This window comes from Bradyrhizobium sp. USDA 4510 (genome assembly GCF_054059095.1).
This window is the reverse complement of sequence record NZ_JBSSBT010000001.1, coordinates 5852073-5878395: the sequence shown is the minus strand read 5'-3', so window position 1 is coordinate 5878395 and position 26323 is coordinate 5852073. Positions and strand designations below refer to the sequence as shown.

Genomic DNA, 26323 nt, shown 5'->3' with positions numbered 1-26323 from the left:
GTGATACTGTCGTGTGATCAGAGCCATTCCGGTCCGATTGAATCGGAACGGGTCTCTGGATCGTTGTCTTGACGCGTTTTCGTCACGCGAACCGGTATCCACTTCGCCTGAAGACGCTCTATCTGATCGAGCCCTTGAAATTATCGATGTCCGGCGAGGGACGGGCGGGAAACAGCCGCGCGGTCGAGGAATTGTCAAGCCGGCGCTTGCACTTCGCTTCGTCGGCGTCCTTGTTCTCGGTGCCATCTTTGTTCGAGTAGCGCTTCTTCGCGAACAGATCGTCCTGCCGGTTGACGATCAGCATGGCGTGGTCGCGCTCGAGCGTGTCCGGGTTCTTGCGCTGCTCGTCGGAGCGGAACGTGCCGCCGACGATCTTGCCCGTCATCTCGTAGTCGCAGCCGGCCTTCCAGTCGCCCTGGTCCCACTTCCATCCCGTCGCCTTCAAGGTACCGTTGCTCTCGGTGGTGATCTTGATGATGGCGTTATGGGCGAGCCAGATGCCCGCAAGTCCGCTGCGCTTGTCGTCAAAGCCTTCGAGCAGCGCCAGGCGTTCGCGCTGCAATTCGTCGACGTGGTCGCGGGCATCGACGGTGAAGTGAACCTGGGAGCTCTGCTTGTTCCAGGCCGGGTGCAGGAATTCGGGATATTGCTGCGCCTGGCTCTTCACCCAGTTGCGCTGGTCGTCGATCAGCGCGCGCCGCGTCGCTTCGTCGAGGTGCGGCTGCAACGCCTTCCAGGCGCGGTTCAGCCGCCGGTCGTTGTCGGCCAGATCAGGGTCGGCGCAGATTTCCTCGTCGGTCGCCGTCTCCGGCCTGGTGCAGTCGAAGGTCGGGACGACGAAGGCGGTGTCCGCCCGGTCGGATGCCGTATCCTTGCCGGCGGCAAAATAGCTGCCGGTGACCTGCCACATCGACGAGCAGTCGACGAAGCCGTCCCACTCCTCGTCGTCGATGCTGCCGACGATCCGCAAGGTCTCGCCCTGGCGGCGGAGTTTGACTGACGGCGGCCTGGCGGGAGCGGCCGCAGCGTCGGCTTTCGGCTTGTCGGCCGCCGTGTCCGTATTGATCGCCACGGTGCCGGCGAGCCAGCCACTCCCCGCAGGCTTCAGGTCGGCGGTGAGCTTGCAGCTTCGCCTGCGGTCGCCGCCATAGTCGCCGCGCAGATCGGCGGCGAGGCGATAGGCGCCGCCGCCGGCAGGCGTCAGCGTGATGTTGCCGAAAGCGTTGACCCAGTTGCCGGCGAAGCCGGGACGGCCGGATGCCATTCCCTCAAGCGCGGCGGCGCGGCGGCGCAGGGCTTGCGCAAAGCTCTCCTTCAATTCGTCCGCGTCGCTATCGGCCAGCACCTCGGCGGCGTCGATGATCATCTCGTTGAACCAGGCCTGGTCGCGCTTCAAGAGCGGCTTGATGTTCGCAGGTATCTTGCCGAGCGCCACGTCGAACGCCCGGTCGATCTGCGTCACCAGCCTTTCGGTGCCGGCCTTCCTGCAGTCCGCGATCTTGATCGTGCCGTCGCCGCCATCGCCGCACAGCCTGATCGCGGTCGGCCCGCTGCTTGATGCCCGCAGATCATCGTCCAACGCAACGGACGGGCCGGATGCAAGGACCGCGATGGCCGCGACGGCGGCCGCAAACCGTGGAGAGCAAGGCATCGACGTCACCCGCACGGCCGCGCCATGCGGCCCCTGCGGCTTGGGTCGCCCGCCGCGCGCGCCGGGTTCAAAATGTCGGCGGCGTGCAGGCCGAAATCACCTCGCATGGCTTGGCGCCGATGCAGCGGAAGCGGTGCGGGCGGCGGCTTTCGAAGTAATAGGCGTCGCCGGCGTTGAGCACCCGCCGCTCGTCGTCGACCGTGACCTCGAGCCGGCCCGAGACCACGATGCCGCCTTCCTCGCCCTCATGCACCAGCGGCACCCGGCCGGTGTCGCTGCCGGGCTCGTAGCGCTCTTTCAGGATTTGCAACGCCCGGCCGAACAGGCTGTCGCCGATTTGCAGATAGGAGATCGGCTTCTTGCCGATCTCGGTCAGCTCGTCGGCGCGATAGAACGCCTTGCGCGGCCGCTCCGGCTCGATCGCGAAGAATTCGGCAAGCCCCATCGGGATCCCGTCGAGGATGCGCTTCAGGGCGCCGACCGACGGGTTCATCTGGTTGGATTCGATCAGCGAAATCGTCGAATTGGTCACGCCGGAGCGCTTGGCGAGTTCGCGCTGCGACAGCTTGTGCCGCGCGCGGATGAATCGAAGCCGACCGCCGATGTCGACGCTCATGGCAGTCCCCTTGGCAAATCTTTGTTGCAGGTGTTGCGGATCGAACAAATCTTGGCAGACCGCCTCAACAAGATCAATGGCTTGCGCTGCGGCAGAAAAGGACTTGTTGAGTGCCTGGAAGAGTGGTCCGACTAGCATCAGTCAGCAATGGAGCGCCGCCGTGACCGTTCATCAGATTCCGAACACCATCAAGACCGACTCGTTTTGGATGCCGTTCACGGCCAACCGGCAGTTCAAGAAGGCGCCGCGGCTGTTCTCCTCCGCCAAGGGCATGTACTACACCTCGGTCGACGGCCGGCAGGTGATCGACGGCTCAGCCGGCCTGTGGTGCGTCAACGCCGGCCACGGCCGCCCGCAGATCGCGGCCGCGGTCGAGCGGCAGTTGTCGACGCTGGATTTCGCGCCCTCGTTCAACATGGGCCACCCGCTGGCGTTCGATTTCGCCGAGCGGCTCGCCGAGATCGCCCCGAAGGGGCTGGATCGCGTCTTCTTCACCAATTCGGGCTCTGAATCGGTCGATACCGCGCTGAAGATCGCGCTGGCCTATCACCGTGCCGCCGGCCAGCCGAGCCGCACCCGCTTGATCGGCCGCGAGCGCGGCTATCACGGCGTCGGCTTTGGCGGCATGTCGGTCGGCGGCATGGTCGCCAACCGCCGCCAGTTCGCGACCCATCTGCCCGGCGTCGACCACATCCGTCATACCCACGATCTCGCCCGCAACGCCTTCGCCAAGGATCAGCCGGAGCACGGCGCCGAGCTCGCCGACGATGTCGAGCGGATGGTGGCGCTGCATGGCGCCGACACCATCGCGGCGGTGATCGTCGAGCCGGTGCCGGGTTCGACCGCGGTGCTGCCGGCGCCGAAGGGCTATCTGCAGCGCCTGCGCGAGCTCTGCACCAAGCACGGCATCCTGCTGATCTTCGACGAGGTCATCACCGGCTTCGGCCGCCTCGGCACCCCGTTCGCCGCCAACTTCTACGGCGTGACGCCCGACATGATGACGACCGCGAAGGGTATCACCAACGGCACCGTGCCGTGCGGCGCGGTGTTCACCAGCCGTCAGATCCACGACGGGCTGATGGTCGGCCCGGACAACGCCATGGAGCTGTTCCACGGCTACACCTATTCGGCGCATCCGGTGGCCTGCGCGGCGGGTCTTGCCACGCTCGACATCTACAAGGACGAAGCTCTGCTGACCCGCGGCGCCTCGCTCGCCGACTACTGGCGCGATGCCCTGCATTCGCTGAAGGGCCTGCCGAACGTGGTCGACATCCGCAACCAGGGCCTGATGGGTGCGGTCGAAGTCGCGCCGCGCGATGGTGTCGTCGGCGCGCGCGGCTACGACATCATGGTCGATTGCTTCAACCGCGGCCTCTACTTCCGCATGAGCGGCGACTCGCTGGCGTTGTCGCCGCCTTTGATCGTTGAGAAGTCGCACATCGACGACATCGTCTCGATCCTCGGCGACTCCATCAAGCGCGTGGCCTGATAATTGCTAGCTAGATATTAGCTGGCTCTACAAATTGCTGTCGCCGTTGCGAAGCAGAGTGGTTTCGCAGCGGCGATTGCGTTTTCGCTGCAGGATGTGAGGAAAAGTGAAGGTCCTTGTTCTCGGCAGTGGCGTGATCGGCGTCACCTCTGCCTATTACCTTGCACGCGCAGGCCACGAGGTGACGGTGATCGACCGTCGGCCGAAGCCCGCGCTGGAAACCTCCTTTGCCAATGCCGGCGAAGTGTCGCCCGGATACTCATCGCCGTGGGCCGGCCCCGGCGTGCCGGTCAAGGCGGTGAAGTGGCTGTTGATGAAGCACGGCCCGCTGGTGATCCGCCCCAAGCTCGATCCCGTGATGTGGCTCTGGCTCTTGAAGATGCTGCGCAACTGCACGACTGCGCGCTACGCGGTGAACAAGAGCCGGATGATCCCGATCGCGGAATACAGCCGCGACTGCCTGCAGGCGCTGCGCAGCGAGATCGGCATCCGCTATGACGAGCGTGCGCGCGGCACGCTGCAGCTGTTTCGCGAGCAGGCCCAGCTCGATCACACCGGCGACGATATCGCGGTGCTGAAGCAGTACGGCGTGCCGTTCGAGGTGCTCGGCCGCGAGGGCTGCATCGCCGCCGAGCCCGCGCTGGCCGGCGTGAAGGAAAAGTTCGCCGGCGGGCTGCGGCTGCCGCATGATGAGACCGGCGACTGCCACATGTTCACGCAGGCCCTGGCGCTGGAAGCCGAGAAGCTCGGCGTTCGCTTCAACTTCAATGTCGGCATCGACGGACTGAATGCGGACGCGACCCGGATCACCGGCGTCGCGACCAGCGCCGGGATGATGACGGCGGACGCCTATGTGCTGGCGCTCGGCAGCTATTCGCCGATCCTGCTGCGGCCGCTCGGCATCTCGCTGCCGGTCTATCCGGTCAAGGGCTACTCGATCACCGTGCCGATCAGGGACGCGTCCGGCGCGCCTGAATCGACCGTGATGGACGAGAGCTACAAGGTCGCGATCACCCGGCTCGGCGATCGCATCCGGGTCGGCGGCACCGCCGAGATCTCGGGCTATTCGACCAAGCTCTACGCCGCGCGGCGCGCGACGCTGGATCATTCGCTGACCGACCTGTTTCCGCGCGGCGGCGACCTTCCCAGGGCCACCTTCTGGTGCGGGCTGCGCCCGATGACGCCGGACGGCCCGCCGGTGATCGGCGCCACGCGCTTTGCCAATCTGCACCTCAACACCGGTCATGGCACGCTCGGCTGGACCATGGCCTGCGGCTCGGGCCGGGTGCTGGCGGACATGCTCTCGGGGAAGAAGCCCGAGATCGGCACCAAGGAGCTGTCGATCAAGCGCTACGATGTCAGGTTCGGGTAGGCCGCATCGCTGTACGCGAGCTGCTGGCGCAAGATGAGTTTATTTTGAGTCGAGCAACGGGCTCCGCTTCACCTCGCCCCGCTTGCGGCAGGGGTGTCCGGGGAAATTCAGGCATAGCGGAGCTCCATCTGGTCAGGTGAGATGGTTGATTTCCGACGGCTGGGGTTGATGGGCGGAGGTTTGTCGATGGCAGCGAGGGATCGACGCGTGAGCAGGAGCTGGCCGACGAGTTCGGCGAACCTGAGCGGGAGCATTTTGATGCAGTTGGTGTGAGCGGCGATGCGCAGCAGCAGGTAGGCAATCATCGCAGCGAGCACCTGAAGGCGGATCGCGTTGTCGTTGGCGCCGAGGAACTTGCGAATATCGAGATGCTGCTTGATCCAGCGGAACAGCAGCTCGATTTGCCATCGGCTCTTGTAGAGGGCGGCGATCTCGACGGCGCTACGGGCAAGGTCGTTGGTCAGGAGTGTGATCTTGCCGCCTTTCTCGCGTCTGATCTTGATGCGGCGGAGCGGGATTGGAAGGCGCGAATCGCCCTTGCTGGTGAGCTTCACCTCGTCATCGGCAAGGATTTCGAAGCCATCCCCGTTACGCTTGCGGATGGCGCGATGCCTGAGCGAGCGAAGACGGATGCTCGTCTTCGCCCGGGTAACGAAGAAAGCCTTGCTATCATTGATCTTCTGCCACCAGTCGAAACGGCAATAGCCCTTGTCAAACACATAGGTGGTGGCGGGCTGGATTGGGGTCTGTCGGCCGATCTCGATGTCATTGACGTTCGCGGCCGTCATCTCGACGCAGGTCGGGACATCGCTCCTTGGGTCGTAGACGACATGCAGCTTCATGCCGCGGATGCGGCCGTTCCACGTCGCCCAACTGCAGACCTTGCCGAGCGGGATCGGACTGGCGTCGATCAGACGCACCATCTCCATGCCTTCACTCCGCAGCTGGCGACGCGCCATCGCCGACAGCGCCGCAAAGGTTTGCGCGAAAATGCCGATCGGACGGCGGGCATTGGCATCGGACAACGTCGAGCGCGACAGCTTGCCGGTTCCCAAGTGATAGTGATGCTGCGAATTGGCGTTGAAGCCAGTCACCACCCCGCGCAGACTGCTGTTGCCGCTAAGCTGGGCATAGATCAGCGCCACCAGATGATCCCAGCTCCTGAACGACTTGTCGTAGGCATCCCCGTCCAGACGATCCACAACCGTCTGAAACTGCCGTCGATTGATCGGTTCAAGCAGCCTTCCAAAAATGCTACCGCGATATCGCATGCTCGGCCCTCTGTGTCTCGACAACCAGAAAAGACCGATTTGCCTCGGTCCTGCCGAGCATGCACCGCGACACAGTGAATCATTCCCCGGACACCCCTGCGCGCGCGGGGAGAGGTCGGAACGCATCGTCAGATGCGTTCCGGGTGAGGGGGAATCTCCGCAAACGCGGCTGTCGCCGAATACGCTGAGAAGGCCCCTCACCCCAACCCTCTCCCCGTAAGAACGGGGAGAGGGAGCGCAGCACCGTCGCGGCTGCGATTTTGCCCCAATCTCGTCACGCACTATTCGGCGGCGTTCTTCACGGGCGGTTCGACATCGTCGTCGCGCTTCGTTGCCGTCCAGCTCGACAGCGCATTCGAGAACCGGTCGAGATAGAGATACACGACCGGCGTCGTGAACAGCGTGAGCGCCTGGCTCACGATCAGGCCGCCGACCATCGCATAGCCGAGCGGTTGGCGGATTTCCGATCCCGTTCCGGTGCCCAGCATCAGCGCGACGCCGCCGAGCAGCGCCGCCATCGTCGTCATCATGATCGGGCGGAAGCGCAGCAGGGCCGCTTTCCGGATCGATTCACGCGGCGACCGATGCTCCTCGCGTTCGGCGGCGATCGCGAAGTCGACCATCATGATGCCGTTCTTCTGCACGATCCCGATCAGGAGGATGATGCCGATCAGCGCGATCAGGCTGAAATCGAACCCGAACGCCATCAGGATCGCCAGCGCGCCGACCCCGGCCGATGGCAGCGTGGACAGGATCGTGAGCGGATGGATGTAGCTCTCATAGAGCACGCCGAGGATCAGGTAGACCACGACCAGCGCGGCCAGGATCAGCAGCGGCACCGAGCTCAGTGACTGCTGGAAGGCCTGCGCGGTGCCCTGGAAACTCGAGCTGAGCGTGGCTGGAGCACCGAGATCGGCGACGGCGTTCTGGATCGCATCGGTGGCCTGGCCGAGCGCCACCCCTTGCGCGAGGTTGAAGCTGATCGTGGTCGCAGGAAACTGTCCCTGGTGCGCGATCGCGAGCGGGCGCACCGGAATAGTGGTCCACTTGCAGAACACGGAGAGCGGCACCTCGTCCCCCGTGGTCGGCGACTTGATGTAGAGCTTGTTGAGCGTGTCGAGCTTGCCCTGCAATTCGGGGAGGATCTCCAGGATGACGTGATAGCTGTTGAGCTGGGTGAAGTATTGGGTCACCTGGCGCTGGCCGAACGCGTCGTACAGCGTGTCGTCGATCAATTGCGGCTGGATACCGAAGCGCGACGCGGTGTCGCGATCGATGGTCAGCGTCAGCGTCGTTCCCTCGGTCTGCTGGTCGGTGGCGACGTCGCGCAGTTCCGGTAGCGTCTTCATCCTGGCCAGAATCTTCGGCGCCCATTCGTTCAGCTCGTCGAGCTTTGCATCCTGCAGCGTGTATTCGAACTGCGTCCGCGTGGCGCGGCCGCCCAGCCGGACGTCCTGGGACGCCTGCATGTAGAGACGTGCTCCCTCGACCGCCTCGAGCTTCGGCCGCAGCCGCGCGATGATCTGCTGCGCATTCGCGTCGCGCTCCTCGCGCGGCTTCAGCGTGATGTACATGCGACCCGAATTCAGCGCGGTGCCGCCGCCGCCGATGAACTCGGCCATGCTCTCCACCGCGGGATCGGCCCGAACGATCCTGCTGAGTTCTTCCTGGTGCCGCTCCATGTCGGCGAAAGAGATATCCTGGGCCATCTCCGCGTTCAGGAAGCCATTGTCCTGTTGCGGGAAGAATCCCTTCGGAATGATCAGGAACAGATAGACCGACAGTGCGACCGTCGCGAAGAAGATGCAGAGCGTGGTCCGGCTCCAGCTCAGCGCCCGATCAAGCCCTCGCTCATAGGCATGCAGCATCCTGTCGAATGCCGCCTCGCTCCATTGGTAGAGCCGGCCGTGCCTCGTCTCGCCATGCGCGCGCAGGAAGCGCGATGCCATCATCGGTGTCAGCGTCAGCGACACCACCAGGGAGACGAAGATCGCCATCGCCAGGGTCACCGCGAATTCGCGGAACAGTCGGCCGATCACGCCACCCATCAGCAGCAGCCCGATCAGCACCGCGATCAACGAGATACTGATGGACAGGATGGTAAACCCGATCTCGCCGGCGCCCTGCAATGCCGCGGCGAGCGGCCGCGCGCCCTGCTCGACGTATCGCGCTTTTCCAGCATCACGATGGCGTCGTCGACCACGAAGCCGACCGCAATCGTCAGGGACATCAGCGAAAGGTTGTCGAGCGTATAGCCGAACACTCACGTCAGCGCGCAGGCGCCGAGCAGCGCGAGCGGTACCGTGACGGCCGGAATCACCGTGGCCCAGAAGCTGCGCAGGAACAGGAAGATTACCATCACGACCAGAACGATGGTGATGAGCAGCGTGATCTGAACGTCCTCGACGGCGGCGCGGATGGTCAATGTCCGGTCGCTGATGATCTTGATCTGATGGCGGGCGGAATCGCGGCGACGAGCCTTGGAAGCTGCTCCGTGATCCTGTCGACCGTTCCGATGACGTTGGCGCCGGGTTGCTTGAAGATGACTAGGAACACGCCGCGTTTGCCGTCCGCCCAGGCGACCCGCTTCATGTCCTCCGACCCGGCGACGGCCTGGCCGATGTCGCGAATCCGCAACGGGCCGCCGTTGCGGTAGGCGATGATCACGTCATTCCAGTCCTTGGCATCCAGCAACTGATCGTTGGCGTAGATCGTGTAGGCACGGCTCGTGCCGTCGATGTTGCCCTTCGGACTGTCGACCGTCGTGATCGCGATCTGGCCGCGGATATCTTCCAGCGAGCGCCCCTTGGCGACCAGCTTGGCGGGATCGATCTGCACGCGGATCGAAGGCTTCTGCTGCCCGCCGATGAACACCTGGGTGACGCCCGAGATCTGACTGATCTGCTGCCCGAGCTGGGCGTCGACCGCGTCGCTCACGGTGATGAGGGGCAGGGTGTCCGAGGTCGCCGACAGCAGCAGGATCGGCGAGTCCGCCGGGTTGACCTTGCGATAGGTCGGCGGCGTCGGCAGGTTCTTGGGCAACTGGCCACCTGCGGCATTGATCGCCGCCTGGATGTCATTGGCGGCGCCGTCGATGCTGCGGTTCAGATCGAACTGAATGGTGACTGCGGTCGACCCGAGCGAACTCGTCGAGGTCATCTGGGCAATGCCCGGAATCTGCGCGAATTGCCGCTCCAGCGGCTGCGCAACCGAGGAGGCCATGGTCTCCGGGCTGGCGCCGGGCAGACTTGCGGAGATCTGGATGGTCGGAAAGTCGACTTGCGGCAGCGGCGCGACCGGCAACAGGGGATAGGCGACCATTCCGACGAACAGAATGCCGGCCATCAGCAGCGAGGTGCCGATCGGGTAGCGGATAAACCGAGATGAGATGCTCTCGTTCATTTCTGCGATCCAAATGAACGGCAGGCGCATCTTTTACCGAAGGTCGGGAGTCGTCCTCGAAAGCTCGAGCGCGAACGCGCGTTTTCCTCGCCATGGCCAATCGGCAGATCGCGGAGCTGTCTACCTGTTTTTGGCCAGCATAATCATTCCGGGGCATGCCGCGAATGGAAACGTCGGATCGCACATTCGACGTTCGTTCAATGGCCGGAATTCGCGTGCCGTTATCGCCGTTTGGGAAGCGTCAAAAATGTCGCTGGCGCAGAATATATCGTGGGACGACATATTATTGCGCGCGCGGTTGGCTCGACGCCACGAGGGGGCGTTATGATTGTTCAGCCGCGGCTTGTCCAATGCAACTTGCTCGTGCAGCGGTCCTAGGCGATGTCGAACTCGTCCTGCATCCTGGTCACGATGTCGCGAAGTTCTTTTTCCTTCGCCTCGTCCAGGGCGGTCTCGCGGGTGCCGCCGAGATCCCAGCTCGGCGTATAGCCCTTGAGCCGGATCAGCTTCAGGCCAGTGACACCGGATCGTCTTTCCAGCTCGGCCGTGATCTCGTGCTGCATTTGAAGCGTCTTCATCGCGCACCTCCGGGAACGCTATTCCGCTCAACAGGACAGCCAGCATCATGTTCCTCGCGAGCCCGCGCCGGATGTGTGTCCCGCCGTGCAGGAACGTGCGCCTTGCGGTCCACGTTGCTTCCGGTCGAACCAGGAAAGGACCTCACATGAAGAAACTGGCAACGATCGGATTGGCTGCGGCCGTGATGCTGTCGACATCGCTCGCCTTCGCGCAGGGTGGCGGCGCCGGTGGCGGATCGGCCGGCGGTGCAAGTGCAGGCGCGGGGACCGGAAGCTCCGGCACAGGAACCGGCACCGGCGGCACCACCGGGATGGGAACCGGCTCGGGAATGAGCAATCCGCCCGGCAGCACGACCGGGAACATGAACAACCCAGGCACCTCGACGCCGAACTACTGGACCGACCCAAACAACAATTCCGCGACCGGGACCGGGACTTCAAACCTTCCCGGCAACAACAGCGGAACGCGGACCAATCCGCGGTGATCGCGAAAGCCTCGCCTCAGCGCGGGGTTTTTCATTACGGTCGCGTTCGGCGACGAAAGAGCCCGGCGCGATGGCCGGGCTGGATCGCGAATATGAACAGATATGTATGTACCAGGCTTGGCAATGCGACGATCTAACCGAATGCCAACCTGATCGTCTGTGCACTTTAGCACACTTGCGCGGCCACCGTGCTCAGCGACCGCAGCCATCGCATCCGGCGCGGGCTTATGCGGCTCATATGCCGTAGAGCCCGCGGCGCTCTCGAATTCATATCCCGCCCTGAAGATATTGAGCCCGACGCAGACGCTCTCGCGTGCAGGCCAGACCGTTGAGGTTCGGCCGCGAGCGCGGCAGCGAACCGAAAGGTGATGTCATGTCTTCGCTTCAGATTGCTATCGGCGACCGGATCATCGAGCCGATGATCGCGCTTGCCGGCTGCACGACGCAACAGCACATCGTCGTGGCCGGCACGAGGAGCATGGAATTGATGTTCGAGCTGCAGCGGCGCGGCTACGCGCGCGCGGCGGCGTCGGGCAATTGCGGCTGCCCCGCCGGTCAGTACGACGTTGCGCTGGTCGATTGGCGGCGGCGCACGCTTCTCTCGCTCGAGCCGGCGCTGGACTGGTTGACGAATGTCCTTAGCGCCCGTGCGGTGCTGGTGGTGTGGGTCGATGCCCAGAAGCCCTCGGCCAACCAAAGCCTGCGGGCGTCGCTGGAGCGGCGCGGCTTCGTCGTCGAGCAGGGCATCGTGCATCAGTACGGCTGCGCGCTGTCGGCACGGAGGTCGCAAGCCCATCCGCTGCAGCTTGCGGCCTGACGCGCTGAACGCGGCTTATCGCGAGGGGAAATCACCATGTCCAAGGTGCGACGCGCCGTGATCCGCGAATGGATGTTGCTGGCGCGCGAGAAACGGCAATCCAGCGAGCAGGCGGCCGCCTTTGCAACGGCGTCGCTGCAGCGGCACGACCTGCCGCGCAGCAGCCGTCGAACACCGCATGAAATCATCATGCGGTGGCTGCGGCCACGCACCGGACGTCCTTGAGCGGTGGCCGCCGCCATCGTGGGGCGGGCGGCAATCAACAGCAGAGCGATCGATGCGTGCCCATGAGTTTGAGCTGCCCCCGCATGCGCCTCGCGGCGCGGAGGATCTTGTTGCCGAAATCGCGAGGTCAACGTCCGACGCTGCGGCCCGCAGCGCCGCGGCGCTCGCGCTGGTGTATTGCGACATCATCGCGGGCGAGGGACCCACGGTGGCCGGCCGGGCGCATTTCTCGCGAACGATCGACGCCGCCGACGCCGCGCTATGTGCGCGCATCCTCTGTGCCGCCGGTCGCGCCGGACATTCGGTCAGTCGCGCCGAAGCCGACGCGGGTTTTTGCGATCGATGCGGTCGGGAGCGAACGGGTCGATGACGGACGTTTCGACGACCTGCTTGCCAAGGCGGTGCTGCATCATCTGATGGGCGCCGCCGGCACAACCATTCCCGGCCGCGAGCAGGCGCTGGCCCGCGACAATCCGCTGGATGACTGGGGGGCGGCGATCGTGCTGGCTGCGGAACCGCGATCCTGGCTCGCCGGTCATCTTGACTGGATGAAGCCGTCATCCCCGGCCGCGCGCACCATCGATGCGGTGCTTCATGTCAATCCGGCAGGACCCCGGCTGCCGCTCGGCATCCTCTTCAACATGGAGGCCTGAACAAGCATAGCCCGTTGAGCCAACGGGTCGCGCGATGGCCCGCCGATGACAGGCTCCGCGACATCCGGGGCAGTCGGTCCCGCATGTCGCTGCGCGCATGCGGGCTACGATGGGTAAGGTCAGCGCGACGGCTTTGGGTTGGCTTTCTTCGCAGGCTTTGCCGTTGTGCCGACCGGCTGCACCCGCAAGCCGTCCACGAATACGTCCAACAGCCGGAGCGCAGTGGTCTGCCAGCCGGGCTGGTCGTGCATGTAGCACATGCCGATCAGCGCCCGCAGCACGTCCTCGGCGCTGATGTCGCCACGGATCGCACCGGCCGCGACCGCGCGCGCGAGCAGGGTGCCGATCGCCTTGGTCAGGCGGTCGAACGAATAGGCGTGCAGCTCGGTCGAGCCGTGAGCGACCAGCGCCAGTGCTGCGACCATGCCCTTCTTGGTGGCGACGAATTCCACGTTAGCGCGCAGCCAGCGCCGCAGCGCCTCGACCGGCTCGGGCGCGCATTGCAGTTGCTCGGCCAGATCGCCGAGCTGCTCGACCTCGCGGCGGTAGACCGCCTCATAGAGCGCTTCGCGCGTCGGGAAGTGGCGATAGAGCGTGCCGATGCCGACGCCGGCATGGCGCGCCACCGCCTCGAGACTCGCCTCGCTGCCGCCGGCCGAGAACACGGCCTTGGCCGCTTCCAGCACGCGCTCGCGATTGCGCACGGCGTCGGCGCGGGGCTTGCGTGCAATTTCTGGTGATCGAGCGGCCATCGCTTTTTCTTTTCACCCTCCCTTGTAAACGGAGGATGCCTCCGTATATGGCGACCAGCACCGGGCCTGACAAGGCGCGCCGATCCTGCATCGGCGGCCACGGGCTTCCGTTGCCTCGATTCAAACCGACCATACACGGATCGGAGCCCTGCATGAATCTCCCACTCAGCCTCACTATCAACGGTGTCCGCCGGGAAATTGCCGTCGACGACCCCCGCGTAACCCTGCTCGACCTGTTGCGCGAGCGGCTCGACCTCACCGGTACCAAGAAGGGATGCGACCGCGGCCAGTGCGGCGCGTGCACCGTCCTGGTCGACGGCCGCCGCATCAATTCCTGCCTCGCGCTTGCCGTCAGCCATGACGGCGCCGAGATCACAACCATCGAAGGCGTCGCGCGCGGCGACCAGCTGCATCCGGTGCAGGCCGCCTTCATCGCCCATGACGGCTTCCAGTGCGGCTTCTGTACGCCGGGCCAGATCATGAGCGGCATCGGCCTGATCCAGGAAGGCCAGGCCGGCGACGATCCGGAGCGCGTGCGCGAATGCATGAGCGGCAATCTGTGCCGCTGCGGGGCCTATCAAGGAATCACCGAGGCCGTGCTCGAGGCGCAGGCCGACATCAACGCGACCAAGCAGAGGCGCTCCGCATGATGAACTTCGATTATGTCAGGCCGGCCAGCGTCGCGGACGCGATCGCGGCGGCATCCGAGAAGGGCGCGAGCTATCTCGCCTCCGGCACCAATCTGCTCGACCTGATGAAGGGCGGCGTCAGCCGGCCGAGCCTTCTCGTCGACGTCACGCGTCTGCCGGGGCTCGACCGCATCGAGCATCTGGCCGACGGCGGCTTGCGGATCGGCGCGCTGGTGCGCAATGCCGATCTCGCGCATGACGCGGAGTTTGCGCGCGACTATCCGGCGGTCGCCGAGGCGTTGCTGTCGGGCGCGTCGGCCCAGCTGCGCAATGCCGCGACCGTCGGCGGCAACCTGATGCAGCGGACACGCTGCGCCTATTTCTACGACGCCGGCAGCGCCTGCAACCGGCGCTGGCCGGGCGCCGGCTGCGACGCGCTGAAGGGCGAGAACCGCCTGCACGCGGTGCTCGGCTGGAGCGAGGGCTGCATCGCAACCCATCCGTCGGATTTCTGCGTGCCGCTGGTCGCGTTCGACGCCGTCGTCGAGATCGAGGGCAAGACCGGCCGGCGCGAGCTGCCGCTCGAGGCGCTGCACCGTCTGCCGGCCGAGACGCCGGAGCGCGAGACCGCGCTGGAGCGCGGCGACCTGATCGTCGCGCTGCGGCTACCGGCCGAAGCGCAAGGCTTCTCCGGGCATGCCCGCTACATCAAGGTGCGCGAGCGCACGTCCTACGCGTTCGCGGTGGTCTCGGCCGCGGCCGGCTTGCGCATCGAGGATGGAAAGATCCGCGAGGCGCGGCTGGCGCTCGGCGGCGTCGCGGCAAAGCCGTGGCGAGCGCGCGAGGCCGAGCAGGTGCTCGCGGGCGCCGCGCCGGATGCGGCGACCTATCGCGAGGCGGCGCGCGCCGCGCTCGCGGGCGCAAAACCGTCCGGCGACAACGCCTTCAAGATCGAGCTCGCGCAGCGCATCGTCGTGCGCGCGCTCACCCTTGCTGCTGCAGGCACCCCGGATCGCATTCCCGCGCTGCCGGGCTCTCCCTTCTCATCCGTTGCAGGAGCGTAACGCATGACGGCTGAACTCAATCTGACCCGCGACCCCGCCCATCTCAGGCACGGCTCGAATATCGGCCAGCCGCTGACCCGCACCGACGGCACGCTGAAGGTGACCGGCAAGGCCCGCTATGCCGCCGACAATCATCCGCCCGGCATGGTCTATGCCGTGATCGCGACCAGCTGCATCGCGCGCGGCCGCGTCACCGCGCTCGACGTCGCCGCCGCCAAGCGCCACCCCGGCGTCATCGACGTGATGACGCCGGCGCACAAGCCGGAGCTCGCCGAAGACCCCGACGCCAAGGGCAATCCGTTCGCCTTCCGCATGGAGCTCTTGCAGAGCGACGAGGTGCGCTACGCCAACCAGGCGATCGCGGTCGTGATCGCCGAGACGCTGGAGGCCGCCACCGAAGGCGCCGCGCTGCTGTCGCCGCGCTATCAGGTCGAGATCGCGCGTGTCGGTCTCGACGCCGGCGAAGCCTACGCGCCGCCGGTGGTCGGCATCGGTAATCCCGCCGAAGTCCGGCACGGCGATATCGATGCTGGCCTTGCCGCGGCGTCGAAGCGGATCGACGCAACTTACGAGACGCCCGCGCAGTACCACAACGCGATGGAGCCGCACGCGGTCGTCGCGGTGTGGGACGGCGACCGCCTGTTCCTCGACACGCCGAGCCAGGGCATGGCGATGGCGCAGATGCGGATCGGCGGCCTGTTCGGCGTTCCGCCCGGCAACATCCACATCAACAGCCCGTTCCTGGGCGGCGGCTTCGGCTCCAAGGGCCTGGTCTCCGGGCCGCAGGTGCTTGGCATCATGGCGGCGAAGCTTGTCGGGCGTCCGGTTAAGCTGGTGCTGCGGCGGAGCCAGATGTACGGCCCGGTCGGCCATCGTCCGCAGACCCGCCAGCGCATCCGGATCGGCACCGGTGACGACGGTCTGCTGACCGCGCTCGATCACGAGGCGCGCGTCACGACGTCGAGCTTCGACGATTTCTATGAGCCGGCGGCGGACGCCTCGCACACGCTCTATGCCAGCCCGGCGATCCGCACCGCGCATGAGGCGGTGCGCGTCGACACCGGCACGCCGCTGTTCATGCGCGCGCCGGGCGAGGCTACCGGATCGATCGCGCTGGAAAGCGCGATCGACGAGGCGGCGTTCGCCTGCGGCATCGATCCCCTGGAATTCCGGCTGAAGAATTATGCCGAGGTCGAGCCGACCACCGGCAAGCCGTTTTCCTCCAAGGCGCTGCGGCAGTGCTACGCCAAGGCCGCCGAACGTTTCGGCTGGGCGCGGCGTCCGCTGCAGCCGCGGCAGATGCGCGACGAGAACGGCTTTCTGGTCGGCTGGGGCATGGGCACCGCGACCTTCCCGGCGCTGATGTTCCAGGGCAATGCCCGCGCCGTAATCCGCGCCGACGGACGCGGCGTGATGGAGAGCGGCGCGCATGACATGGGGCAGGGCGCCTGGACCGCGCTCACGCAAATCTCGGCCGATGCGCTCGCGCTCGATCTCGGGCAGATCTCGTTCCTGTCGGGCACGTCGGACCTGCCGGATGCCGGCATCGCCGGCGGCTCCGCGCACACCGCAACGGTCGGTGCCGCGATCCACAATGCCGGTGCGGCGGTGATCGCAAAACTCGCCGAGCTTGCGACCTCCGATGAGCGCTCGCCGCTGTTCGGCGCCGGCAATGCCGGCGTGGTGGCGCGGGCCGGGCGGCTCCATCGCCGCGACGATGACGCGCGCAACGAAAGCTACGCCGAGATCTTGGCGCGCGCTGGCGTTGCCGAGGTCGAGGCCTCCGGCACGGGTGCGGCCGATCCGGCGGCGCAATCGCAATATGCGATGCACGCGCATGGCGCTGTCTTTGCTGAGGTGAAGGTCGATCCGGAGCTCGGCCAGATCCGCGCCACGCGGCTGGTCGGCGCGTTCGCCGCAGGGCGCATCATCAATCCGTTGATGGTGCAGAGCCAGCTGCGCGGCGGCATGATCTGGGGCCTCTCGTTCGCGCTGCACGAGGAGGCGGTGATGGACAAGCGGTCCGGCCGCATCCTGAATGCGAACCTTGCCGAGTATCATGTGCCCGTGAATGCCGACGTGCCGCCGATGGAGGTGATCACGGTCGACGAGCACGATCCCCATGTGAACCCGCTCGGCATCAAGGGCGTCGGCGAGATCGGCATCACCGGCAGCGCCGGCGCCGTCGCTAACGCCGTCTTCCACGCCACCGGCATCCGCGTGCGGAATTTCCCGATCAAGATCGAGGAAGTGGTGATGGGGTTGAAGTGATGCGGCTTGACGTGAGGGCTGTAATAACAGGTGTCGTCCCGGCGAAAGCCGGGAGGTGGATTCACATTCGAAGTGCAACACTTGAGCAAAGGACTCGGCAGGCGTGCGGTAGTCAAGGCATTTGCGCGGGGTTGTTGTAGGCGGCGATGAACTGGCGGAATCTGGCGGTCGAGAGGGTTACGAGATCCGTCTTGCGGGGAATAAAGCGGCGCATCCTGCCGATGGCGTTCTCGATGCCACCCTTCTGCCAGGGGGCATGGGGATCGCAGAAGAAGGTCGCGATCGAGAGGCGGTGCAGCGCCAGGTGACCGGCGAACTCGGTGCCGTTGTCGAAGGTAACGCTCTGGCGCAGCTCTTGTGGAAGGGGCGCGAAGAAGCCCACGAGATGGCGGGCGACACCGCGCGCGACCTTGCTGGCAAGGCGGATGCCGAGCAGCAGCCGCGAGGTGCGCTCATGCACGGTCAGCACGGCCTGACCGTATTTCGAGAACATCATCAGGTCGGCCTCCCAGTGTCCGGGCACGCTGCGGTCGGCCGCTTCGAGCGGCCGATTTGCCAGGGATACACGGCCTTCGATGAAGCTTGCGGGGCTGCCGCCCCGCTTGCCGCGGCAGCCGCGCTTGCTCTTGGCGCGCGGCAGATAGCGCCGCCAGTTGAAGTCCGTGGTGCGCCTGAGTTGGCGATAGATGAAGCGGTAGATGGTCTCGTGGGAGATCACCTTGCGCCCGTACTCGCGGGCCAGCCGGCCAGCGACCTGCTCGGGCGACCAGCCGCGGCGAAGGCGTTGCAACACCGCGCGGCGCAGGCCGGGCTCCCGTTCGAGGCGTCCGCCCGTCCAGCGCCGCGCTCGCATCTGGTGCTGGGCATAGCTCGGCTTGTAGCCGACCTGGCTCCCCCGATTGCGCCTCAGTTCCCGAGAGATCGTTGATGGCGAGCGATCCAGAGCTGCCGCGATTTGCCGGACCGAGCTGCCATTGGCCGATAGGCAGGCAATCTCGCATCGGTCGTCCAGAGAGAGCTGCTTGTAAGTCCGCCCCATGGCAACACCTCCTCAAGGAAGTGTTGCACTTCGTTTGTGAACTCAGGGGACCCATAACCACGAATGTGAGTTATGGCAGGACGCTGGGGCCGCTTCCCCTTCGACAATCAAGATTGGTGGTAATGGGTCCCGGCCCCCGTGCGCAATTGCGCACTAGGTCGGGACGACGCTGGATGGTTTTCGCCGGGACGACGGCGGAGAGAGTGGGGCCGTCACCCCGCCGCCGTCACGCAGTTCACCCACAGCACCACGGCCTTCGCATCGCGCGCGGGATTGGAGAACCGGTGCGGCCTCCGGCTCGCGAATCTGAAGCTGTCGCCTTGCTTCAGAGTCCAGGTCTCCGTGTCCACCGTCAGCGTCATCTCGCCCTGGAGCACGAGGCCGGCCTCTTCGCCGTCATGGGTATAGAACTCGTCGCCGGTGTTGCCGCCGGGCTCGAGATGCACCAGGAACAGGTTGAGCCGGCTCTCGCTGCCGGCCGGGCTCAGCAGCTGCTTTGAAATTCCCGTGCGCCACAGCTTCAGCTCGGCGCGCTGCACCTCGCGGGTCACGATGCCGCCGGCGCCGTCATCCCTGGGCGTCGCGCCGAACAGCGCGGCGATGCCGACGCCGAGTACGTCGGCCAATGTCGCCAGCACGCGCAGCGAGGGCGACGACAGGCCGCGCTCGATCTGGCTGATGAAGCCGATCGACAAATCGGTGCGCGCGGCGACCACCTCCAGCGACATTTCCTTGCTGCGGCGCAGGTCGCGGATGCGGCGTCCGACCGCGAGATCCATCGCCGGCTCCGCCGGCTTGCCGGCCGGTTTCCTGGCCGGTTTCTTGGCCGCGCGGCGTGCCGTTGCGGGCTTCGCTGCCGCGCCTTTACGCATTCTCTTGCCGCCGCTCACGTCAGTCCGCTTCCTTCATGTGCATGAAAACCGCTTGCATTGGCCGCGGTTTCGTGACCACAATTTCATATTGGTGAAAATAGGCCGGAACGGCGTCGACCGCAACCAAAAGCCCGAAACGCGCGGGCGATGCGGCGCCAAGGCCAGCTTCGGGAGGTGTTGCGATGTCGTTTCAGCGTCTCGTCCAGGCCGCGGTGGCGGCGCTTGCCCTTGCCTTGATCGCGCCGTCAGGGGCGCAGCAGGTGCTGAAGGTCGGCTCGACCCCGACCGGCATTCCCTTCACCTTCCTCGACACCAAGTCCAACTCGATCCAGGGCATCATGGTCGATCTCGCCACCGAGATCGGCAAGGACGCCGGCTTTACCGTGCAGATCGAGCCGATGCAGTTCTCGGCGCTGATTCCCTCGCTGACCGCGAACAAGATCGACATCATTGCGGCCGCGATGTTCGCCACCGCCGCGCGCAAGGAGGTGATCGACTTCTCCGAGCCGGTCTACACCTACGGTGAAGGTTTGGTGGTGCCGAAGGCCGACACCAAGGCCTATGCCTCGCAGGAGGATCTGAAGGGCACCGTGGTCGGCGCCCAGGTCGGTACTGCCTTTGTCGACGCGCTGAAGAAGACCGGGCTGTTCAGCGAGGTCAAGGTCTACGACACCATTCCCGACATCCTGCGCGACGTGAATGCGGGCCGTCTCAAGGCCGGCTTCGCCGATTATCCGATCCTCGCCTACAATCTGCAGCAGGGCAATTTCGCCGACGTTCGGCTGGTCGACGGCTACAAGCCGGTCACCGTCGGCACCGTCGCGATCGGTGTCCGCAAGAGCGACACGGAGCTGCTCGCGAAGATCAATGCCTCGCTCGCCAAGCTGAAGGCGAACGGCACGATCGCCAAGATCTTAGAAAAGTGGGGCCAGAAGGCCAACGCATCGTGAGTATTCATGTCCCGAAGTGATCCGTCATCCTGAGGTGCGAGCGAAGCGAGCCTCGAAGGGTCGACGGCCACCAGCCGGGCCGTACATCCTTCGAGACGCGGCGAAGACGCCGCTCCTCAGGATGACGGAGGTAACGTTCGAATAGTGTCGGGACTGGATACGTTTGAGCCGATGCAAAAATTCTTTCATGACGCCGTCGAGTTCGTGCCGATCCTGCTGCAGGGTGTCTGGCTGACCATCGTCGTCACCGTCGGCTCGCTCGTCCTTTCGACCGTGCTCGGGCTGGTGTGGGCCTTGATGCGGGTGTCCGGCATCGGCGTCCTGGTCGGGCTCAGCGCCTCGTTGATCAACGTGATCCGCGGCATCCCGATCATCGTGCTGCTGTTCTACATCTACTTCGTGATGCCAGATTTCGGCATCGCGCTGTCGGCGCTGCAGGCCGCGATCATCGGGCTCGGCATCGCCTATTCGGCCTATCAGGCGGAAAATTTCCGCGCCGGCATCGAGGCGATCGACAAGGGGCAGATCGAGGCGGCGCAGACCATCGGGATGGGCTGGTGGCTCACCATGCGCCGCGTGGTGCTGCCGCAGGCGGTCAGGATCATTTTGCCGCCCTACGGCAACATCATGATCATGATGCTGAAGGATTCCTCGCAGGCGTCCACCATCACGGTGGCCGAGCTGGCGCTGCAGGGCAAGCTGATCGCCTCCTCGACCTTCAAGAACACCAGCGTGTTCACACTGGTGGCGCTGATGTACCTCACCATGAGCATTCCGCTCATCCTGCTGGTTCGGCACTTCGAGAACAAGGCGAACCGCAAATGATCGAGCTCCGCGACGTCCACAAGAGTTTTGGCAAGGTCGAGGTGCTGAAGGGCATCACCGCCTCCGTCGCCAGGAGCGAGGTGGTCTGCATCATCGGCCCGTCCGGCTCCGGCAAGTCGACCATCCTGCGCTGCATCAACGGGCTCGAGAGCTACGATCGCGGCGAAATCAGCGTCGAAGGTGCGCGCGTCGACAGCAATGACCGCTCGATCGTGGCGATCCGCACCCAGGTCTCGATGGTATTCCAGCGCTTCAACCTGTTCCCACATCGCACCGCGCTCGAGAACGTCATCGAGGGGCCGCTTTATGTGAAGAAGGAGCCGCGTGAGCAGGCGATCGCCCGCGGCCGCGCGCTGCTCGCGCAGGTCGGGCTCGCCGACAAGGCGGAGGTGCATCCGCCAAAACTCTCCGGCGGTCAGCAGCAGCGCGTCGCGATCGCGCGGGCGCTGGCGATGCAGCCGAAGGCGATCCTGTTCGACGAGCCGACCTCCGCGCTCGATCCGGAACTGGTCGGCGAGGTGCTGTCGGTGATGCGCAAGCTCGCCGACGACGGCATGACCATGGTCGTCGTCACCCATGAAATGGGCTTTGCCCGCGACGTCGCCGACCGCGTGCTGTTCATCGACGGCGGCGTCATCGTCGAGCAGGGCGCCGCCAAATCCGTCCTCAACCAACCCGAGCACCCGCGCACCCAGGATTTCCTGCGCCGCGTGCTGCATCCGCTGTGAGCAGGTCACCTGTAATGAACGCGCCTATTCGCCTGCCGCTGCCACCGAGCCTCTATGCCGACACCGCGGTGCAGGCGACGCCGACGCCTCAGCTCACAGCGGACAAGAGCGTACCGGTCGCGATCATCGGCGGCGGCTTCACCGGCCTGTCGACCGCGCTGCACCTCGCCGAGCAGGGCGTGCTGGCGACCGTGCTGGAAGCGCAGGAGCCGGGCTGGGGCGCCTCCGGCAACAATGGCGGGCAGACCAATCCGGGACTGAAGCACGACCCCGACCAGATCGAGCAGGATTTCGGCACCGATCTCGGCCGCCGCATGATCGAGTTCTCCTACGGCACCACCAACTTCACGCATGACTTGATCCGCCGCTACCAGATCCCCTGCGAGGCCAGGCAGAACGGCACGCTGCGCGCCGCCTACAACGAGGCCAGCGCAGCGGCGATCGCGACCACGGCGAAGCAATGCATCCGGCGCGGCATGCCGGCGAAGCTGCTCGACGCCGCCGAGATGCGCCAGATGACCGGCAGCGACCGTTACCTCTGCGCCATGCTGGATGCGCGCGGCGGCGACCTGCATCCGCTGAGCTATGCGCGGGGTCTTGCGCGCGCCGCGATCGGGGCTGGCGCCGCCGTCCATGGCGAGACCCCGGCGCTGCGGCTGCGCCGCGACGGCGGCCGCTGGCGGATCGAGACGCCGCGCGCGGTCGTGCTCGCCGACAAGGTGCTGCTCGCGACCAACGGCTTTACCGATGATCTCTGGCCGGCGCTTCGCCGCAGCATCGTGCCGGTGTTCTCGTCGATCGCGGCGACGGCACCGCTGTCCGAGGCGATCGCGCGCGCGATCATGCCGACCCGGCCGGTGCTCTACGAAAGCGGCCACATCACGGTCTATTACCGCATCGACCAGCAAAATCGGCTCTTGATGGGCGGCCGCGGCCCGATGCGCTGGATCAGCAAGCCGACCGACGTCGCTTATCTGATCCGTTACGCCGAGCGGCTATGGCCGCAGCTCAAGGGCGTCAGCTGGACCCACGGCTGGAACAGCCGCCTTGCCATCACCGCCGATCACTACCCGCATGTCCATGAGCCCGCGGAGAATTTGCTGATCTCGCTCGGCTGCAACGGCCGCGGCGTCGCGCTCTCGACCGCGATGGGCGCACAGCTGGCGCGCCGGCTGATCGGCGGCCCCAAGGCCGAGATCGACATGCCCGTGACCGGCATCAAGCCGATCCCGATGCACGCCTTCTGGCGGGTCGGCGTCATCACGGCCGTGCTGACCGGCCGGGTGCGGGACCGCCTTGGTGTGTGAGGCATTTAACACAATTACAGAATGTGCTGGGCTAATCTCGCGCGTCGGATATATTCGCAGTCTTTACTGAAAGGCTGTTCATGCAGTGCGAGCGATGCGGCCGCGCAAACCGGGCTGGCAACGATTATTGTGAAGATTGCGGTGCGCCATTAGGCCTCAAATGTGACTCCTGTCAGCATGTGAACGGGCCCTCCAGCCGCTTCTGCGGCCGCTGCGGCACCGCGCTCGCCGCGGGCAGCGTCCGTCCCGACGCGCCCTCGCAGCGGCTGCTGCGTTCGCTGAGCACCAAGGGCGGCGAACGCAAGAACCTCACTCTGCTGTTTGCCGATATCCGCAACTCGACCAATCTGATCGACAGCCTCGGCGATCCCGAACTCGGGATGCGGCGGCTGGAGCCGGTGCTCGACCTGATGAAGGAAGCGGTCCACCGCTACGACGGCATCGTCAACAAGATCCAGGGTGACGGCGTCATGGCGCTGTTCGGCGCGCCGCCGCGCCCGCATGAAGATCATGCGGTCCGCGGCTGTCTCGCCGCGCTCGCCATGCAGGATTCGGTGGCCAGGCTCGCCGATCCCGGCATGCAGATCCGGGTCGGGCTGCACACCGGCGAAGTCGTCGTTCAAACGGTGGAAAACACAATCTATCAGACCTACGACGCCGCCGGCGCCAACGTCCATATCGCCAACCGGATGGAGCAGATGGCCGATGAGGGGGCGATCCTCATCACGCGGGACACCTATCTCGGCGCCAGGCAATTCGTCGAGGTCATGCCGCTCGGCATGCAGACCATTCGCGGCATCTCCATGCCGGTGGAGGTCTTTCGGCTGACCGGGCTGCTCAGCGCGCCCGCCAGCGACGTTTTCCGCAGCGGCCGCCGCCTGACCTCGATGGTCAACCGGACCGAGCAGATGGCGGCGTTGGAGCATGAGCTGTCGCGTGCAGTTGGCGGCGACGGCCGGGTCGTCGGCATGGTCGGCGACGCCGGCATCGGCAAGAGCCGGCTCTGCTTCGAGTTCGCCGAAAACTGCCGCCGCAAGGGCATTCGCGTCTACGAGGCCCGCGTGCTGGCGCATGGCCGCGCAACACCGTTCCAGCCCGTGCTCGAGCTGTTGCGCGACATCTTCGGCATCCGCGCCAAGGAGCCGATCGAGACATCCCGGCGTCGCGTCATCGACCGCTTCGCCGAGATGGCCGCATCGGAGCAGGAACTGCTGGTGCTGCTCGAATTCCTCGGATTGGCTGATCCGGCGTATCCGGCCCCGAAGCTCGATCCGCGCGCGCTGCGGCTGCAACTGCTCGATCTCGTTCGAACCTTGGTGCATGCGCGCCCCGGCGACACGCCGGCGGTCGTCATGATCGAGGACCTGCACTGGATCGATGCCGCGAGCGAAGAGTTCGTCGAGACGCTGGTCGATGCCATCGTCGGCACCGCGACGTTGCTGGTGGTCAATTTCAGGCCGGGCTTCACGGCACCTTTCATGCAGCGTTCGCACTACCGTCAGATCGCAATACCGCCGCTGCCGTGGTCCGATTCGAACGAGCTGCTCCGCGAGCATTTCGGCAGGCATCCCTCGCTGGCCTCGCTGAGCAGCAACGTCATCGAACGCGCGCAGGGCAATCCGTTCTTCATCGAGGAGCTTGCCAACACCGTCGTGGAGCGCGGCAATGTCGAGGGCGAACGCGGCAACTACCGGCTCAAGCATGGCGTCGATGCGGTGCCGCTGCCCGCAACGGTGCAGGCTGTCGTGGCCGCCCGCATCGATCACCTCGAGGATATCGCCAAGCAGGTGCTGGAGACGGCGGCGGTGATCGGCCGGCTGGTCGCGATGTCGGTGCTGCGTCCGGTCGCGGCGTTGCCGAACGACGATTTGCAGAACGCCATCGCGCAGCTGCGCCAGGCCGAACTGCTGTACGACCTGCCGCCCTACGACAAGGGACTGCTGGCGTTTCGCCATCCATTGATCCAGGAGGTCGCCTACGCAACCCAGTTGCGGTCGCGGCTGACCACGCTGCATGCGACTGTCGCCAAGGCCATCGAGGGCTTCGACTGGGGCAAGCTCGACGAGTTTGCCGGGCTGCTCGCCTATCACTACGAGGCCGCGGGCCAGCCGCTGGAGGCGGTCACCCATTTGCAGCGTGCGGCGCGCTGGATCGGCAAGACCAACTCCGCCGAGGCAATGAAAAGCTGGAAAAAGGTTCGCGCCCTGCTGCAGGACCAGCCCCCGTCCGAATATGTCGATCGGCTGCGAGCGATGTCGAGCGGCCAGATCCTCAACTTCGGCTGGCGTGAGGGCATGTCCGCCGAAGAGGTCAAGCCCTACGCCGAAGAGGCGATCAAATACGCACGCGCGGCGGACCCGGTGCACGAGCCGATCCTGCTCGGCGCCTACGGCAGAATCCTGGCCGCGACCGCGGCGGCCGACGACTATGTCAATCTCGTGCAGGACGCCTTGAAGCTCACCTCCGGCACCGGGGACGTCGGACGGTTTGCGACGGTCAACGCCATGCTGAGCCAGGCGTTCTTCCTGTCGGGTCGTCTTGCCGAGGCGCTCGACGCCGGGCAGGTGGCGGTTGCCGCGATTGCCGAGCAGGGCGGTTTTCACAACAACGTCACACTCGGCCTCAACCCGAACCAGATTCTCGGCTTCGACGTCGAGCACTGGATCAGGTGTCTCGGCACCAGAATTCTGGTGCGGCTCGGCCGGTTCGACGAAGCCGAACGGCGGATCGCCGAGGTGCTGCGGGCCGAGCCGGAGCGCTTCGCCGCCGTCGTGCAGTTCATTCCGCATTTTGCGATGGTGGAGATGGGCTGGAGCCGCGGCCGGCCGGAACTCGCCAAGCCGCATGCGGCGAGGATCGCCGAACTGGCCGAGCAGTCCGGCACGCCCTATCTGCGGGTCGCGGCGCTCGCCAGCGCCGGCCTCGCCAGCGGCGCCGCGGGCGATTTCAAGGTTGCCGCCGCCCAGCTTCAGGAAGCGATCGACTTTGCGCGCTCTGCGCGAGCCGGCCTCGAATTCGAGGCGCGCATGCTGGCGGATCTGGCCGAGGCGCTCTATCGCGCCGCCGACCACCATGCGGCCCTGCAAGCGGTGGACGAGGCGCTGATGGTCGCGCGGCGAAGGACCGATCGCGTCGCCGAGTTGCACGCGACCGTGCTGCGCGGCCTGATCATTTGCGCCTTGGGCAGCACGTCACATGAGGAGCTTGACGAGATTGTCGGCGGCGCTCAGAATCTGCTCGATGTCTCGGGGGCAGTCTATTTCACACCACAACTCGATCAGCTTCGATTGCATCTTGAGCGACGCTAGACGCGACGATTTTTCATTT

20 protein-coding genes and 2 pseudogenes are annotated in these 26323 nt (G+C 65.7%); 14 read left to right on the top strand and 8 right to left on the bottom strand.

Annotated elements, in window-relative coordinates; all coding sequences use genetic code 11:
• Nucleotides 1-118: 118 nt before the first annotated feature.
• Nucleotides 119-1651, bottom strand: a complete 1533-nt coding sequence (locus ACVMDN_RS27360; RefSeq protein ID WP_083714866.1) for a lysozyme inhibitor LprI family protein — start codon at nucleotides 1649-1651, stop codon at nucleotides 119-121.
• A 67-nt stretch (nucleotides 1652-1718) separates the two neighbouring features.
• The gene (locus ACVMDN_RS27355) at nucleotides 1719-2267 is read right to left on the bottom strand and encodes a cupin domain-containing protein (RefSeq protein WP_018273259.1); all 549 of its coding nucleotides are present in this window, start codon (nucleotides 2265-2267) and stop codon (nucleotides 1719-1721) included.
• A gap of 160 nt (nucleotides 2268-2427) precedes the next feature.
• On the opposite strand from ACVMDN_RS27355, the gene ACVMDN_RS27350 reads away from it, so the two are divergent.
• Together ACVMDN_RS27350 and ACVMDN_RS27345 are read left to right on the top strand one after the other, a co-directional pair.
• Complete coding sequence (locus tag ACVMDN_RS27350) at nucleotides 2428-3756, top strand: aspartate aminotransferase family protein (RefSeq protein WP_035631725.1); 1329 nt, start codon at nucleotides 2428-2430, stop codon at nucleotides 3754-3756.
• Between the two features lie 106 nt (nucleotides 3757-3862).
• On the top strand, nucleotides 3863-5128 hold the full coding sequence (locus ACVMDN_RS27345; protein WP_076824368.1) for a D-amino acid dehydrogenase: 1266 nt from the start codon (nucleotides 3863-3865) through the stop codon (nucleotides 5126-5128).
• Nucleotides 5129-5235: 107 nt separating this feature from the next.
• Here ACVMDN_RS27345 and ACVMDN_RS27340 read toward each other — a convergent pair whose 3' ends face one another.
• The 3 genes and pseudogenes from ACVMDN_RS27340 to ACVMDN_RS27330 all read right to left on the bottom strand — a co-directional run bounded on the left by ACVMDN_RS27340 (nucleotide 5236) and on the right by ACVMDN_RS27330 (nucleotide 10379).
• Nucleotides 5236-6399, bottom strand: a complete 1164-nt coding sequence (locus ACVMDN_RS27340) for an IS4 family transposase (RefSeq protein WP_057015126.1) — start codon at nucleotides 6397-6399, stop codon at nucleotides 5236-5238.
• Nucleotides 6400-6680: 281 nt separating this feature from the next.
• Nucleotides 6681-9801: pseudogene (locus ACVMDN_RS27335) on the bottom strand (efflux RND transporter permease subunit).
• 374 nt (nucleotides 9802-10175) lie between these two features.
• Complete coding sequence (locus tag ACVMDN_RS27330) at nucleotides 10176-10379, bottom strand: hypothetical protein (protein WP_016844551.1); 204 nt, start codon at nucleotides 10377-10379, stop codon at nucleotides 10176-10178.
• Nucleotides 10380-10525: 146 nt separating this feature from the next.
• On the opposite strand from ACVMDN_RS27330, the gene ACVMDN_RS27325 reads away from it, so the two are divergent.
• From ACVMDN_RS27325 to ACVMDN_RS27310, 4 genes are all read left to right on the top strand, one after another.
• Nucleotides 10526-10864 (top strand): hypothetical protein, encoded by a 339-nt coding sequence (locus ACVMDN_RS27325; RefSeq protein ID WP_076824366.1) that lies wholly within the window; start codon nucleotides 10526-10528, stop codon nucleotides 10862-10864.
• Between the two features lie 373 nt (nucleotides 10865-11237).
• Entirely contained in the window at nucleotides 11238-11681 is a 444-nt protein-coding gene (locus ACVMDN_RS27320; protein WP_076824364.1) for a hypothetical protein, read from the top strand.
• Between the two features lie 36 nt (nucleotides 11682-11717).
• A complete protein-coding gene (locus ACVMDN_RS27315) occupies nucleotides 11718-11906 on the top strand; it encodes a hypothetical protein (RefSeq protein WP_057015177.1) in 189 nt (62 codons plus the stop codon).
• 263 nt (nucleotides 11907-12169) lie between these two features.
• Nucleotides 12170-12559, top strand: a complete 390-nt coding sequence (locus ACVMDN_RS27310; protein ID WP_057015176.1) for a hypothetical protein — start codon at nucleotides 12170-12172, stop codon at nucleotides 12557-12559.
• Between the two features lie 119 nt (nucleotides 12560-12678).
• Here the strand turns inward: ACVMDN_RS27310 and ACVMDN_RS27305 are convergent, their stop codons facing one another.
• The gene (locus tag ACVMDN_RS27305; protein ID WP_076824361.1) at nucleotides 12679-13311 is read right to left on the bottom strand and encodes a TetR/AcrR family transcriptional regulator; all 633 of its coding nucleotides are present in this window, start codon (nucleotides 13309-13311) and stop codon (nucleotides 12679-12681) included.
• Nucleotides 13312-13463: 152 nt separating this feature from the next.
• Between ACVMDN_RS27305 and ACVMDN_RS27300 the strand changes: the two genes are divergently transcribed.
• From ACVMDN_RS27300 to ACVMDN_RS27290, 3 genes are read left to right on the top strand one after another with little or no spacing between them, the layout of a single operon-like run.
• Entirely contained in the window at nucleotides 13464-13961 is a 498-nt protein-coding gene (locus ACVMDN_RS27300) for a (2Fe-2S)-binding protein (protein ID WP_076824359.1), read from the top strand.
• The gene (locus ACVMDN_RS27295; protein WP_076824357.1) at nucleotides 13958-15004 is read left to right on the top strand and encodes an FAD binding domain-containing protein; all 1047 of its coding nucleotides are present in this window, start codon (nucleotides 13958-13960) and stop codon (nucleotides 15002-15004) included. The genes ACVMDN_RS27300 and ACVMDN_RS27295 overlap by 4 nt, the downstream gene beginning before the upstream one ends.
• 3 nt (nucleotides 15005-15007) lie before the next feature.
• Nucleotides 15008-17275 carry a xanthine dehydrogenase family protein molybdopterin-binding subunit gene (locus ACVMDN_RS27290; protein WP_076824355.1) on the top strand — a complete coding sequence of 756 codons (2268 nt, stop codon included), beginning with the start codon at nucleotides 15008-15010 and terminating at the stop codon, nucleotides 17273-17275.
• A gap of 54 nt (nucleotides 17276-17329) precedes the next feature.
• Here ACVMDN_RS27290 and ACVMDN_RS27285 read toward each other — a convergent pair.
• A pseudogene (locus ACVMDN_RS27285) lies at nucleotides 17330-18314 on the bottom strand (IS30 family transposase); the annotation flags it as partial.
• Between the two features lie 212 nt (nucleotides 18315-18526).
• Nucleotides 18527-19186, bottom strand: coding sequence for a cupin domain-containing protein (locus tag ACVMDN_RS27280; RefSeq protein ID WP_057015194.1), 660 nt, complete (start codon nucleotides 19184-19186; stop codon nucleotides 18527-18529).
• Between the two features lie 182 nt (nucleotides 19187-19368).
• Here ACVMDN_RS27280 and ACVMDN_RS27275 point away from each other — a divergent pair, with 182 nt between their 5' ends.
• From ACVMDN_RS27275 to ACVMDN_RS27255, 5 genes are all read left to right on the top strand, one after another.
• Entirely contained in the window at nucleotides 19369-20136 is a 768-nt protein-coding gene (locus tag ACVMDN_RS27275) for an ABC transporter substrate-binding protein (protein ID WP_057015171.1), read from the top strand.
• A 171-nt stretch (nucleotides 20137-20307) separates the two neighbouring features.
• On the top strand, nucleotides 20308-20961 hold the full coding sequence (locus ACVMDN_RS27270; RefSeq protein WP_057015170.1) for an amino acid ABC transporter permease: 654 nt from the start codon (nucleotides 20308-20310) through the stop codon (nucleotides 20959-20961).
• A complete protein-coding gene (locus ACVMDN_RS27265; protein ID WP_076823713.1) occupies nucleotides 20958-21689 on the top strand; it encodes an amino acid ABC transporter ATP-binding protein in 732 nt (243 codons plus the stop codon). Before ACVMDN_RS27270 ends, ACVMDN_RS27265 begins: the two co-directional genes overlap by 4 nt.
• 14 nt (nucleotides 21690-21703) lie before the next feature.
• Entirely contained in the window at nucleotides 21704-22996 is a 1293-nt protein-coding gene (locus tag ACVMDN_RS27260) for an NAD(P)/FAD-dependent oxidoreductase (RefSeq protein WP_076823716.1), read from the top strand.
• Between the two features lie 80 nt (nucleotides 22997-23076).
• Complete coding sequence (locus ACVMDN_RS27255) at nucleotides 23077-26304, top strand: adenylate/guanylate cyclase domain-containing protein (RefSeq protein WP_076823719.1); 3228 nt, start codon at nucleotides 23077-23079, stop codon at nucleotides 26302-26304.
• Nucleotides 26305-26323 lie beyond the last annotated feature (19 nt).

What these genes read in the sequence shown, in the direction of transcription:
- ACVMDN_RS27265 (WP_076823713.1), top strand. Translation starts at nt 20,958, where the DNA reads ATGATCGAGCTCCGCGACGTCCACAAGAGTTTTGGCAAGGTCGAGGTG.
- ACVMDN_RS27270 (WP_057015170.1), top strand. Translation starts at nt 20,308, where the DNA reads ATGCAAAAATTCTTTCATGACGCCGTCGAGTTCGTGCCGATCCTGCTG.
- ACVMDN_RS27290 (WP_076824355.1), top strand. Translation starts at nt 15,008, where the DNA reads ATGACGGCTGAACTCAATCTGACCCGCGACCCCGCCCATCTCAGGCAC.
- ACVMDN_RS27360 (WP_083714866.1), bottom strand. Translation starts at nt 1,651, where the DNA reads ATGCCTTGCTCTCCACGGTTTGCGGCCGCCGTCGCGGCCATCGCGGTC.
- ACVMDN_RS27275 (WP_057015171.1), top strand. Translation starts at nt 19,369, where the DNA reads ATGTCGTTTCAGCGTCTCGTCCAGGCCGCGGTGGCGGCGCTTGCCCTT.
- ACVMDN_RS27355 (WP_018273259.1), bottom strand. Translation starts at nt 2,267, where the DNA reads ATGAGCGTCGACATCGGCGGTCGGCTTCGATTCATCCGCGCGCGGCAC.
- ACVMDN_RS27330 (WP_016844551.1), bottom strand. Translation starts at nt 10,379, where the DNA reads ATGAAGACGCTTCAAATGCAGCACGAGATCACGGCCGAGCTGGAAAGA.
- ACVMDN_RS27315 (WP_057015177.1), top strand. Translation starts at nt 11,718, where the DNA reads ATGTCCAAGGTGCGACGCGCCGTGATCCGCGAATGGATGTTGCTGGCG.
- ACVMDN_RS27325 (WP_076824366.1), top strand. Translation starts at nt 10,526, where the DNA reads ATGAAGAAACTGGCAACGATCGGATTGGCTGCGGCCGTGATGCTGTCG.
- ACVMDN_RS27260 (WP_076823716.1), top strand. Translation starts at nt 21,704, where the DNA reads ATGAACGCGCCTATTCGCCTGCCGCTGCCACCGAGCCTCTATGCCGAC.
- ACVMDN_RS27280 (WP_057015194.1), bottom strand. Translation starts at nt 19,186, where the DNA reads ATGCGTAAAGGCGCGGCAGCGAAGCCCGCAACGGCACGCCGCGCGGCC.
- ACVMDN_RS27295 (WP_076824357.1), top strand. Translation starts at nt 13,958, where the DNA reads ATGATGAACTTCGATTATGTCAGGCCGGCCAGCGTCGCGGACGCGATC.
- ACVMDN_RS27255 (WP_076823719.1), top strand. Translation starts at nt 23,077, where the DNA reads ATGCAGTGCGAGCGATGCGGCCGCGCAAACCGGGCTGGCAACGATTAT.
- ACVMDN_RS27300 (WP_076824359.1), top strand. Translation starts at nt 13,464, where the DNA reads ATGAATCTCCCACTCAGCCTCACTATCAACGGTGTCCGCCGGGAAATT.
- ACVMDN_RS27320 (WP_076824364.1), top strand. Translation starts at nt 11,238, where the DNA reads ATGTCTTCGCTTCAGATTGCTATCGGCGACCGGATCATCGAGCCGATG.
- ACVMDN_RS27305 (WP_076824361.1), bottom strand. Translation starts at nt 13,311, where the DNA reads ATGGCCGCTCGATCACCAGAAATTGCACGCAAGCCCCGCGCCGACGCC.
- ACVMDN_RS27340 (WP_057015126.1), bottom strand. Translation starts at nt 6,399, where the DNA reads ATGCGATATCGCGGTAGCATTTTTGGAAGGCTGCTTGAACCGATCAAT.